The 12,110-nt window shown below is 44.8% G+C and carries 12 protein-coding genes; 5 read left to right on the top strand and 7 right to left on the bottom strand.

The features are described from left to right. Positions 1 to 114 precede the first annotated feature (114 nt). A complete protein-coding gene (locus MKY62_RS08290; protein ID WP_025804456.1) occupies positions 115 to 1,587 on the top strand; it encodes an aminotransferase class I/II-fold pyridoxal phosphate-dependent enzyme in 1,473 nt (490 codons plus the stop codon). 44 nt (positions 1,588 to 1,631) lie between these two features. Here MKY62_RS08290 and MKY62_RS08285 read toward each other — a convergent pair whose 3' ends face one another. Next, positions 1,632 to 1,751 carry a GapA-binding peptide SR1P gene (locus MKY62_RS08285; RefSeq protein ID WP_003181418.1) on the bottom strand — a complete coding sequence of 40 codons (120 nt, stop codon included), beginning with the start codon at positions 1,749 to 1,751 and terminating at the stop codon, positions 1,632 to 1,634. A gap of 522 nt (positions 1,752 to 2,273) precedes the next feature. Here MKY62_RS08285 and MKY62_RS08280 point away from each other — a divergent pair. Beyond that, positions 2,274 to 2,504: a hypothetical protein gene (locus tag MKY62_RS08280; RefSeq protein WP_223307093.1), complete on the top strand. Its 231-nt coding sequence runs from the start codon at positions 2,274 to 2,276 to the stop codon at positions 2,502 to 2,504. Between the two features lie 101 nt (positions 2,505 to 2,605). Next, positions 2,606 to 3,768 (top strand): IS3 family transposase gene (locus tag MKY62_RS08275; RefSeq protein ID WP_085959889.1). Its coding sequence is split into 2 segments (ribosomal slippage): positions 2,606 to 2,882 and positions 2,882 to 3,768, totalling 1,164 coding nucleotides; the frame shifts between segments, so codons are not numbered across the junction. Between the two features lie 143 nt (positions 3,769 to 3,911). Here the strand turns inward: MKY62_RS08275 and lpdA are convergent. The 5 genes from lpdA to MKY62_RS08250 form a co-directional block, all read right to left on the bottom strand. Continuing rightward, the gene (lpdA, locus tag MKY62_RS08270; protein WP_003181410.1) at positions 3,912 to 5,324 is read right to left on the bottom strand and encodes a dihydrolipoyl dehydrogenase; all 1,413 of its coding nucleotides are present in this window, start codon (positions 5,322 to 5,324) and stop codon (positions 3,912 to 3,914) included. A gap of 4 nt (positions 5,325 to 5,328) precedes the next feature. Continuing rightward, positions 5,329 to 6,621: a dihydrolipoamide acetyltransferase family protein gene (locus MKY62_RS08265; protein ID WP_003181409.1), complete on the bottom strand. Its 1,293-nt coding sequence runs from the start codon at positions 6,619 to 6,621 to the stop codon at positions 5,329 to 5,331. A gap of 162 nt (positions 6,622 to 6,783) precedes the next feature. Continuing rightward, positions 6,784 to 7,761, bottom strand: coding sequence for a pyruvate dehydrogenase complex E1 component subunit beta (gene pdhB / locus MKY62_RS08260; RefSeq protein ID WP_003181406.1), 978 nt, complete (start codon positions 7,759 to 7,761; stop codon positions 6,784 to 6,786). A 3-nt stretch (positions 7,762 to 7,764) separates the two neighbouring features. After that, positions 7,765 to 8,880 (bottom strand): pyruvate dehydrogenase (acetyl-transferring) E1 component subunit alpha, encoded by a 1,116-nt coding sequence (pdhA, locus tag MKY62_RS08255; protein ID WP_003181403.1) that lies wholly within the window; start codon positions 8,878 to 8,880, stop codon positions 7,765 to 7,767. Between the two features lie 399 nt (positions 8,881 to 9,279). Then, positions 9,280 to 9,948, bottom strand: coding sequence for a YkyA family protein (locus MKY62_RS08250; protein ID WP_003181401.1), 669 nt, complete (start codon positions 9,946 to 9,948; stop codon positions 9,280 to 9,282). A gap of 256 nt (positions 9,949 to 10,204) precedes the next feature. On the opposite strand from MKY62_RS08250, the gene MKY62_RS08245 reads away from it, so the two are divergent. Both MKY62_RS08245 and def read left to right on the top strand, forming a co-directional pair. Then, positions 10,205 to 10,336 carry a YjcZ family sporulation protein gene (locus MKY62_RS08245; protein WP_003181399.1) on the top strand — a complete coding sequence of 44 codons (132 nt, stop codon included), beginning with the start codon at positions 10,205 to 10,207 and terminating at the stop codon, positions 10,334 to 10,336. Positions 10,337 to 10,457: 121 nt separating this feature from the next. Then, positions 10,458 to 11,012 carry a peptide deformylase gene (def, locus tag MKY62_RS08240; RefSeq protein ID WP_011197950.1) on the top strand — a complete coding sequence of 185 codons (555 nt, stop codon included), beginning with the start codon at positions 10,458 to 10,460 and terminating at the stop codon, positions 11,010 to 11,012. A 36-nt stretch (positions 11,013 to 11,048) separates the two neighbouring features. Here def and MKY62_RS08235 read toward each other — a convergent pair whose 3' ends face one another. After that, complete coding sequence (locus MKY62_RS08235; protein WP_003181395.1) at positions 11,049 to 11,825, bottom strand: Cof-type HAD-IIB family hydrolase; 777 nt, start codon at positions 11,823 to 11,825, stop codon at positions 11,049 to 11,051. Between the last annotated feature and the right edge of the window lie 285 nt (positions 11,826 to 12,110).

The raw sequence follows: 12,110 nt of genomic DNA, 5'->3' as shown, positions 1-12,110 counted from the left end.
AATATAATTCATTTGTTTTATGCCATCAAGCAAAAACGCAAAATAACTCAACGATTTTTGATAAAGATTAGTCTTTAAGGAAATAGCAGGTTTATCATGAAGGTGGGAAAACAATTGTTGCAGCACGAAACACCCCTATATACCGGATTAAAAAAACACGCCGGCAAAAACCCAATCCAGTTCCATATACCGGGGCACAAAAAAGGCTCTGGGATGGACCCCGAATTCAGGGAGTTTATCGGAGAAAATGCATTAAGCATAGATTTAATCAACATCGAGCCTCTCGACGATCTGCACGCGCCGAAAGGAATAATCAAACAGGCGCAGGATCTGGCGGCTGAAGCATTCGGAGCCGACTACACGTTCTTTTCCGTCCAGGGAACGAGCGGCGCCATCATGACGATGGTCATGGCCGTATGCGGACCCGGAGACAAAATCATCGTCCCGAGAAATGTTCATAAATCGGTGATGTCAGCGATCGTCTTCTCAGGCGCCGTACCGATCTTCATCCATCCGGAAATCGACGATGAGCTGGGGATTTCACACGGGATCACCCCTGAATCAGCGAAAAAAGCGCTGCTTGAGCATCCTGACGCAAAAGGACTGCTCGTCATCAACCCGACTTATTTCGGCATAGCTGCAGACTTAAAAAGCATCGTCGAGCTGGCTCATTCTTTTCATGTCCCGGTGCTAGTTGACGAGGCGCACGGCGTTCATATCCACTTCCATGAAGATCTGCCTCTTTCGGCAATGCAGGCCGGAGCGGATATGGCGGCGACGAGCGTTCATAAGCTCGGAGGATCCCTTACACAAAGTTCGATTCTCAATATGAAAGAAGGTCTGGTTTCAAAGGAAAGGGTGCAATCGATTTTAAGCATGCTGACGACGACATCGACCTCCTATCTATTGCTCGCTTCGCTTGATGTCGCCAGAAAACGCTTAGCCACAGAGGGACACGAACTGATCGAACAAACGATTAAGCTCGCCAACGAAACAAGGGAACGCATCAATGATATCAACGGGATTTCATGCGTCGGGAGGGAAATCCTCGGCTCCAAAGCGGCTTTTGACTATGATCCGACCAAATTGATCATATCTGTGAAAGACCTCGGCCTGACCGGTCATGATGTGGAAAAATGGCTGCGCGAGTCATGCCAAATCGAAGTGGAGCTTTCTGACTTATACAACATCCTGTGCATTTTTACACCGGGAGACCGGAAAGAGGATGCAGATGCGTTAATTAAAGGATTAACCGAGATTGCTCAACAGGCCGCTTCATCTGCGGAAAACAGACGCAAGCCTGAAGTGCTTCTGCCAAACATTCCGGCGCTTGCGATGACACCGCGTGACGCTTTTTACGCAAACACGGAGATCATTCCGTTCAAAAAAGCAGCTGGCAGAATGATTGCCGAGTTTGTTATGGTTTATCCGCCAGGGATACCGATCTTCATTCCGGGCGAGATCATTACCGAGGATAATATCAACTACATCGAAAAGAACCTGGAAGCTGGGCTGCCTGTTCAGGGACCGGAAGATGACACCCTCCATATGATCCGCGTTATTAAAGAACAGCAGGCAATCCTGTAAAAACATAAAAGCATGCGGCACTGTAAATGGCCGCATGCTTTTTTCTATTCTTCCTCTTTAAGATGGCAGTTGCACTGTCCGCACGTTCCGTAAAGTATCGTCACTTTCTCATCTTCAAAATGCTGAATGGTTTCATTGCAGTCTTGACAAACGATCGTGCCCATCTTTCATTCCCCTTTTCTTTTCAAAATGGAAGCGTTTAAATTTGTTACCCCTATAATATTATGTCACATTAATATTGTCAACGGTAAATTGTATAACACATTTAAATCATTTTTGCTCTTTTTCTAAAAAAAGGCCATCATGTTATATATGTATTCCTGCTTAAGGTATAAGCAGAACGCTTCCCGGCTGATTCCGACGATGTACCCATCAAACACGCTCAACCTACAACATCTCATAAATAAAACGGCAGTTATCAATTGTGTAACAAATGGGTAACAACGAAAAATTATTTCAATTATCATGATAAAATAGGAATTGTTTACTAATCGAACAGGAAAATCGGCTTGCATTATATAGAGAGGTGAAGAGACGTCATGTGGTTTCGAGCGATATTCACCGCCGCAATTTGTTTCCTTTTTTTGACGAGTGGATGTTCTTTATCTCACATCATGCCTGACCAGCAGCATCAAAGCACCAATCACCGCCACCTCAAGCTCATCTTTTTTTCCGATGACGAGCATATGGAGCAGGAAGTGGCTTATTATGATGCGCTTTTGGATTTAAAAAAAGAATTTCCCGAACAGGTTTCAAGTATGGAAATTTCACATGATAAAGGCGAGTGGAAAAAAGAGGTTAAAGTCTTTCCAAGCTTGCTGCTTGTTAATGATAAGAAAGTACTGGTTAAAATTGAAGGAAAAATAAAAGATAAAGATAAAATTGTAAGGCTTCTTCAAAAGGAATTGAAACATTAAAAGCCCCCTGTGCATGTGGAGAGACCCAAATAAATGAGACAAGGAAAAAACACCCCCTGAATCGTATTAATACAATATGATTCTTAGGAGGGTGTTTTTCTATGGGCACAAGAGTACATTACGCAGAAGAAGTAAAATGGGAAGTAATTAAAATGAAACAAGCTGGAATGACAAACAAAGAAATAATGGAACAACTGGGGATAAAAAATAAGACTCAAATTAAAACATGGATGCGATGGTACAAAACAGGCCAAACCTATCGATTTTCGCAACAAGTTGGAAAACAATATTCCTACGGTAAAGAATCGGAGGAAATGAGTGAGCTAGAAGAATTAAAACTAAAGAATAAACAGCTAGAGGCTCAATTGGCAATTATAAAAAAGTACCAGGAGATCGAAAGGAGTTGGAGCCACGAGTCATTGTCCAAGTTGTAGAAGAACTCTCAGCCACTTTTAAAATAATTGATATTCTTGGAGTATTAGGCATACCTAAGTCAACATATTACCGTTGGAAAAAGAAGTATAAAAAAGTTGAGCTAACTTCATTAGAAGAGCTAGTAATCAAGCTGTGTAAGAAAAACTTCTATCACTATGGTCATCGTAAAATTAAATCCATCTTAAACAGAAAGTATGGGATAAATGTAAACCGCAAAACTGTACAAAAAATTATGCAAAAGTTTGAGATTCAGTGTCAAGTTAAGAAGAAGCGACAAAAGTACATTTGTGGTGAGAGTAATATTATTGTGCCGAACACTCTCAATCGTAATTTTAAAGCAAGCCGATTAAATGAAAAATGGGTAACCGACATTACCTACTTACCTTATGGCTCGACTATGTTATATTTATCAACGATTATGGACTTATATAACAACGAAATAGTGGCTTACAAAATAGGTACGAGCCAAGATATTAACCTAGTATTAGACACATTGAGGGAAGCTGTAGAATTACGTAAACCAGTAGGGTTACTTCTTCATAGCGACCAGGGATCTGTCTATACTTCACATGCATATCAGAATTTGGCCAAAGAAAAAGGCATTACCACAAGCATGTCTCGAAAAGGAAACTGCCATGATAATGCCGTCATTGAATCCTTTCACTCCTCGCTAAAGTCGGAAGGATTTAACGCTCAAAGTAGAGCATCTATATCCAATTCTAAAGTAGTACAAATTGTAAATCAATACATGTATCGATATAATCATGTACGAATTCAGGCAAAATTAAACTACCTGTCCCCACTGGAATACAGGGGACAGGCAGCATAGGTGTTTTTTCTAAGTCTCATTTTAACGGGTCAGTTCAATGTGCAAGGGGATTTTTTTTCTGCTTCACATGTATCCCGGGCAATTTGTCATGCACCCGAATAAGAGAAAACATAAAAAAACCCCCTGCAGAGGGGGTTTTTGATTTATTTTACAACGTGGATCGGCATGCCGATGGCAACTTCTGCAGCTTCCATTGTGATTTCTCCCAATGTAGGGTGAGCGTGGATTGTCATTGCGATATCTTCAGCAGTCATTCCTGCTTCGATTGCCAAGCTCAGCTCAGAAATCATGTCAGAAGCGCTTGCTCCGGCGATTTGTGCACCGATGACTAAGCCGTCTTCTTTGCGTGTTACAAGTTTAAGGAAACCGTCAGTTTCGTTTAATGACAGCGCACGTCCGTTTGCTGCAAACGGGAATTTGGCTGCAGTCACTGAAAGACCTTCTTCTTTAGCCTGTGCTTCAGTGTAGCCTACAGATGCAAGTTCAGGCTCAGAGAATACGACCGCAGGAATTCCAAGATAGTCGATTTCCGCAGCTTCTCCGGCAATCGCTTCAGCAGCAATTTTACCTTCATAAGAAGCTTTATGCGCAAGCGGAGGACCTTCGATGATGTCACCGATCGCATAGATGTTCGGAATGTTTGTACGGCATTGTTTGTCCGTTTTGATGATGCCGCGGTCCGTCATTTCGACGCCGACTTGTTCAAGTCCGAGCTCGTCCGTGTTTGCAACGCGGCCGACAGTGACAAGTACGTAGTCCGCATCGATCGTTTGCTCTTCGCCTTTCACTTCGAACGTAACGGTTACGCCGTCAGCTTTTTCTTCTACGCCTTTAGCCATTGCTTTTGTATGGATTTCAACGTTGCCTTTTTTCTTCAGGTTGCGTTTCACAAGAGAGCTCATTTGCTTCTCAAATCCTGGAAGGATTTCTTCTCCGCCTTCAAGAATGACAACTTCAGTACCGAAGTTTGCATATGCAGTACCGAGCTCTGTTCCGATGTAGCCGCCGCCGATGACAACGAGCTTCTTAGGAATTTCTTTCAGTGCAAGTGCGCCTGTTGAATTCAGTACGCGGTCGCTATATTTGAAGTTTGGCAATTCGATAGGGCGAGAACCTGTTGCAATGATCGCATTTTTGAACGTGTAAGTCTGAGCTGAGTTCTCATCCATCACGCGTACAGAATTGCTGTCTACAAAGTATGCTTCGCCTTTTACGATGTCGACTTTGTTTCCTTTCAAAAGGCCTTCAACACCGCCGGTAAGCTTATTAACGACAGAGGCTTTCCATTCTTGAACCTTTGTAAAGTCAACTTTTACGTTTTCAGCAGTGATCCCCATCTCTTCAGAATGCTTCGCATTCTCATAGCGGTGGCCTGCATTGATAAGCGCTTTTGAAGGGATACATCCGACATTCAGACATACGCCTCCAAGATTGCCTTTTTCGACGATTGTTACTTTTTGTCCAAGCTGAGCAGCGCGGATGGCAGCTACATAGCCGCCAGGTCCCGCACCAATGACAAGAGTATCTGTTTCAATAGGGAAATCTCCTACTACCATTACATTACGCCTCCATTAAAATTAATTGTGGATCGTTCAGCAAACGCTTGATGTGATTCAACGCGTTTTGTGCAGTTGCGCCGTCGATCATACGGTGGTCAAAGCTTAGAGAAAGAGCCAGAACAGGTGCAGCGACGATTTCGCCGTCACGAACGACAGCTTTCTCAGCGATGCGGCCGATTCCAAGGATCGCAACTTCCGGATGGTTGATAACCGGTGTGAACCATTGACCGCCGGCAGAGCCGATATTCGTAATTGTGCAAGAAGCGCCTTTCATTTCAGCAGGAGCAAGTTTGCCTTCGCGTGCTTTTGTCGCAAGCTCGTTGATTTCGTTTGAAATCTCAAAAATCGCTTTGCGGTCCGCATTTTTAACAACCGGCACAAGCAGGCCTTTTTCAGTGTCTGCCGCAATACCGATGTTGTAGTAGTGCTTCTGAATCACTTCATCTGTATTGTCGTCAATTGATGTATTCAGGACTGGATATTTTTTCAGAGCTGATGTCAAAGCTTTTACCACGTAAGGCAGGTAAGTCAGCTTAATTCCTTGATCAGCCGCAACTTGTTTAAACTGCTTGCGGTGAGCGACAAGGTTTGTCACATCGACTTCGTCCATTAATGTAACGTGTGGAGCGGTATGTTTTGAGTTGACCATAGCTTTTGCAATGGCTTTGCGGATTCCGCTCATTTTCTCGCGAGTTTCAGGGAATTCGCCTTCAGGCACTTGAACCGCAGCTGCAGGTTGCTGTGCAGCAGGTTCTGCTTTCTCTTCAGCTTGAGCAGCCTTAGCGTCTCCGGCAGTTCCTCCGTTTAAGAAGCTGTCGATATCTTCTTTCAGAACGCGGCCGTTTTTGCCGGAACCTGAAACATTCACGATATCAACGCCTTTTTCGCGGGCATACTTGCGAACAGATGGCATTGCAATGACGCGCTTATTCGGATCTGCATCCGCTTGCTCGTTTGCTTCCGCTGCTTCTGCAGGTGCATCAGTTTCTTGTTTTTCAGCTTCTTCCGCTTTCGCTTCGCCTGATTCGTCGCCTTTGAATTGAAGATCTTCGTAACCTGGTGCATCAAATGTGATGATCGTCTGCCCAACGGTTGCGACTGTTCCCTCTTCAACTTTTAATTCTAATACTTTTCCTTTAACAGGTGAAGGAATTTCTACAACTGCTTTATCGTTTTGTACCTCTGCCAAAACGTCATCTTCGTTTACCTCGTCGTTTGGCTTGACGAACCATTTCACGATTTCGCCTTCGTGGATTCCTTCCCCGATATCCGGAAGTTTAAATTCAAATGCCACAGTTCTCGACCTCCTAAGATTATTACGTAGTTGATATAGTGGTCGGCCTCTTGTTTAGGCCGACTGTCAGTACACGGCTACAGTTTCTCCGACTGACTGTGGAAATGCATGAAGGGAAAAAGGCTGATATCAGCTTTTCCCTTTTGAATTGTTCAGATCTAATTAAAATTCCAATACTTTTTTCGCAGTTTCAAGCACGTCTTTATGGTTTGGAAGCCATACGCTTTCAGCTTGAGAGAATGCGAATACAGTATCAGGAGCAGTGACGCGAAGCACTGGAGCTTCGAGGCTCAAAATCGCGCGGTCGTTGATTTCGGCAACAACGTTTGCAGCTACTCCAGCCTGTTTTTGCGCCTCTTGAACGACGATTGCGCGGCCTGTTTTTTCTACAGACGCGATGATCGTGTCAATGTCAAGCGGGCTGACTGTGCGAAGGTCGACAACCTCAGCAGATACGCCTTCTTTTTCAAGCTCTTCCGCCGCTTTTAATGACTCGTGAACCATCGCTCCGTATGTGATGATGGAAAGGTCTTTTCCTTCGCGTTTCACATCGGCTTTGCCGATTTCAATTGTGTATTCCTCTTCAGGAACTTCCTGGCGGAATGAACGGTAAAGTTTCATGTGCTCAAGGAAGACAACCGGATCGTTATCGCGGATCGCAGAGATTAAAAGTCCTTTAGCATCGTACGGAGTTGAAGGAATAACGACTTTAAGTCCAGGCTGCTGTGCAACGAGTCCTTCCAAGCTGTCCGCGTGAAGTTCAGGCGTATGAACACCGCCGCCGAACGGAGAACGGATTGTCACCGGAGAATTCCAGCGGCCGCCGGAACGGTAGCGCATCCGTGCCATTTGTCCGGAAACAGAGTCCATCACTTCATACACAAAGCCGAAAAATTGAATTTCCATTACAGGACGGAAGCCTTGTAAGCCTAAGCCGAGTGCAAGGCCGCCGATACCAGATTCAGCAAGAGGAGTGTCAAATACGCGATCCTCACCAAACTCTTTTTGCAATCCTTCAGTCGCACGGAACACGCCGCCGTTAACACCGACGTCTTCTCCGAAAACTAAGACATTTTCGTCATTTTTCAGTTCTGTGCGTAACGCATCAGTGATTGCTTGAATCATTGTCATTTGCGCCATGGCTTACTTCGACTCCTTCTCTTTATAAATTTCCTTTTGTTCTACAAGGTTGTAAGGAAGCTCTTCATACATAATGTCGATCAGGTCGGTCACTTTTTGCTTCGGCTCTTCGTCAGCTTTTTTGATCGCCTGCTTGATTTCTTCTTTCGCTTCTTCAATTACCTTGTTTTCTTCTTCTTCAGACCAAAGGCCTTTGTTTTCCAAGAACTTGCGGAAACGGACAAGCGGATCTTTCTGCTCCCACTCATTCTCGATTTCTTTTGTACGGTATTTTGTCGGATCGTCACCGGCCATAGTATGAGGACCGTAACGGAAGCAAAGCGTTTCGATCAGGGTAGGGCCTTCGCCGTTTACAGCGCGCTCGCGTGCTTCGCGTGTCGCAGCGTATACAGCAAGGGCATCCATTCCGTCTACTTGAACGCCGACGATACCTGCAGCCGCAGCTTTTTGGGCGATTGTTTGAGCTGCTGATTGCTTTTCAACAGGTGTTGAAATCGCATAGCGGTTGTTTTGAACAACGAAAATAGCTGGAGCTTTATACGCACCGGCAAAGTTGATTCCTTCGTAGAAGTCACCTTGGGAAGCACCGCCGTCTCCAGTATAGGTGATCGCCACAGCCTGTTTGCCGCGTTTTTTCAAGCCGAGTGCAACGCCAGCCGTTTGGATGTATTGCGCACCAATAATAATTTGCGGTGAAAGCGCATTGACATCGTCAGGCATTTGGTTGCCGCGGAAGTGTCCGCGAGAGAACAAGAATGCTTGATAAAGCGGAAGTCCGTGCCAGATCAGCTGCGGAACATCACGGTAGCCCGGAAGAACGAAGTCTTCTTTTTCAAGCGCGAAATGCGTAGCAATTTGAGAAGCTTCCTGACCGGCAGTCGGCGCGTAGAAGCCAAGGCGGCCTTGTCTGTTCAAAGAAATAGAACGCTGATCCAAAATGCGTGTATACACCATGCGGCGCATTAATTCTTTTAATTGATCATCAGATAGATCCGGCATTGCCGCTTCATTAACGACTTCGCCTTCTTCATTCAAAATTTGAAACGTTTCGAACTGCTTTTTAATGGCATCGAATTGCTTTTTGCTATCAACGATTGCTTTTTTCGTTTTTGCAGCCATATAAAGTCACCTCTTCCTTTCTTTTGACAGTCATAGACGTGTATCCCTTATACATACAGAATTAGGGTGTCCTAAATTGACGGGCGCAACTCATATTTATTTCTTATTAGCCGCTTTGATGGTTGTCGAAACTTTTATGTAAGGACAGCACAACGCGTTCTAAAACTGTATCACTTATAGTTTATGACAAACTAATACAACAAGTTCCACCAAGGCTAAGTTTACACCAGTCGATCATGATCGTCAATCGTTTTCATTCCTGAATTTCAATAAATGTATTCGCTTTATCGGATTTCTGTTTCAGCGTTGTCAAGACTGCTGCAAACTGTTCTAGTATAGATAACAATCTGTATTACAATAGCGATACAGATTTTGTCGAAAAAAAGAGGGCTGAACAATTCAGCCCTCTTTCATCTCAAACCCCGCAGCCTTGTAAAAATCTTTTCTGGCTTTGTTGTAGTCCTTTGTATACTCATTGAAATGCTTGCTTTCTTTCAGCACTTTGTCATACGATTGATTGATTTTTTTCAGCTGCTCCTCAAGGTCATCCAGTTTAAGCCCTTTATTTTTGAGCAGCTTGTACAGCTCTTTGTCAAGGCCGATTGCGTTTTGATAGGCGCCATAAAGAGAGTCGTATGCTTTGTAGCGCTTTTCCATATAAGATGCAGCGTTCTCAGCCTTTTTCCTGACCTTCTGATCATCGATTTTTTCTGCCGACGCTTTATTTGCTTCAAACTCCTGCTTTGCTTCATCTATGCTTTCTTTCTCAGAATTCAAGTGCTTCTCGCGTTTGCCGGCTGTCTTCAGCGCTTTGTCGGAGAGCGCAGCGATCCGGTCAAAATCATCCATATTGAGCCTGATCATTTCCTCGTAAAGCTTCGATTCGGCTTTTTCAAGACTTTTAAGTGAACCCTGCTCTTGTTTAAAAGGCTCTTCCAATTCCACGATCTTCTCCAGCGAGCCGTGAAACGACTCGACAGGATCCTTCCAGAGACAGCCTGTTAATACAAATGCAGCCGTGCAAAAAACGACGATGCCTGCGGGCACCCGCATATTTGAAAATTTCACTATGAACTTCCCCCAATCTCGACAAATTCCACTATAAAATGAATTCGCTTGTTTGACAACAGAAGTCTAAAGATATGGACAAGCCGATATCAGATCGGTATGCAACCGCCTTCGCTTTTAGACCAAACCTTTAGGGAAAATTCCTTGAAGCTGGGCATTCGACTATACAACCTTTGGACTTTTACATAGTTTATATTAGACGCCATGCCTACTAAAAAGAAAAGGCTGTGCGTAAAATAACGGAGGAGGTCTTTATATGTACGGTTATTGCTGCCCTGGATACGGGTACGGCGGCGGTTATGGATACGGCTACGGCCGCACATTCGCTTTGATCGTCGTTCTCTTTATTTTGCTGATTATTGTAGGGGCCGCTTATTTAGGCTGCTAGCCCCTGATGGATCCGTCATGACCAGCCTCCTTTAGGCTGGTCATTTTATCATGCACAGAGATTGCGCGGAAAGAGCAAGATCCGCTATACTTTACATAATGAATCGTTGGGAGTGAAGATGTTGATCACAATGGAAAACATTGTCCGCGACGGTCATCCTGCTTTGAGAACCGTCGCCGAAGAAGTTCAATTGCCAGCAAGCGAAGAAGAAATCAAACAGCTGAGCGAAATGATCGAGTTTGTCAAAAACAGCCAGGACCCCGAAATCGCTAAAAAGTACAACCTTCGTCCTGGTGTCGGTCTAGCCGCTCCGCAAATTAATATCAATAAACGAATGATCGCCGTTCATGCCGAAAGCGAAGACGGGACACTATACAGCTATGCGCTTTTCAATCCGAAGATCGTCAGCCACTCTGTTCAAAGATGCTATTTGACAAGCGGCGAGGGCTGCCTGTCCGTCGACGAGCCGATTCCCGGATATGTTCCGCGCTATGAACGGATCCGAGTCAAAGGAACGACGCTTGAAGGCGAAAACATCGACATCCGCTTAAAAGGATATCCGGCGATCGTATTCCAGCATGAGATCGATCATTTGAACGGCATTATGTTTTACGACCACATCGACAAAGAAAACCCGCTGAAACAACCTGAAAATGCAACGCCTGTAGGCAGGTAAAGTCATAAAAAAAACGGATCATTTCTGATCCGTTTTTTATGATTTCAAAAGTCCGAGCGCTTCCACCGCGTATTGAATGCCGTCTTCATCGACGGGCTTTGTGATAAAGTCGGCTATTTTTTTCAGCTCGGGCACAGCGTTGCCCATCGCTACTCCGGTTCCCGCAAATTCGATCATCTGCAGGTCGTTCAGACCGTCCCCGAACGCATAAGTATCCTCTCTGTCGAACGGAAGTTTTTCAATGACTTTTTTGATTCCTTCCGCTTTCGATCCGCCTGAAGGCAGCACATCTGTGGAGCGCTCGTGCCAGCGGACGAGATCAAACTCTTTAAACCGGCTGTACCGCTCTTCCTCGTCTTGCGTGCAGAACAAGAGGACCTGGAAAATGTCCCTGCCCTTAAAGTAGGTACGATCCTCTTCCGGCGGATTGACTTTTAAGCTGCCGATCCCTTCATCGACGAACGGATGGGCGGCAGTTGTAGAGCGCATCCCCTCTTCCCCCATGAAGACGAGGGGGTGGCCGCAGCTGTCCGAATGCGCAAGCAGCGCTTCTAACGACTGCTCGGCAATGGGATTTTTATAAATGACCTCTCCTTCAAAAACGACATATTGTCCGTTATAAGAGACAAAAGAATCGATGCCCAGTTCTTCAAGAACAGGCCTGACCATAAACGGCGCACGGCCTGACGCGATGAAAACATGATGGCCGTGCGCTTTCAAATCGGAGACGGCCTGTTTTGCGGTGGCGGGAATGCGTTTATCGTGATCATAAATCGTTCCGTCAATATCAAAGAAAATCAGCTTTTTATCCATGGCAGTGAATCCTTCTCCCTTAGCTAGTATGATTGATGGTTCTCCTGTACCATCATACAAAAACTGCGTACGCGAGAAAACCTTTTCACTCCAAAATCAAAACTAAATCAACATGCCAATAATATCCATGTAACAATAGACGGATTCATCATATAATAGAACTAAAGAGATACGGAAGTTACTCAGACAAGTCAGAGAAAGGAGGAACCCGTATGCTTCGCCGTCTGCGGAAAAAATTAAAAAAACAGCTGAATGGCATGATGCGCAGAAAGTCGATTGCCTAAA

Origin of the sequence: Bacillus sp. FSL R7-0646, assembly GCF_037969865.1 — a bacterium.
Classification (GTDB): domain Bacteria; phylum Bacillota; class Bacilli; order Bacillales; family Bacillaceae; genus Bacillus; species Bacillus licheniformis.
Note: the sequence above shows the minus strand (reverse complement) of the source record. Positions and strands in the feature narration are given on the sequence as shown.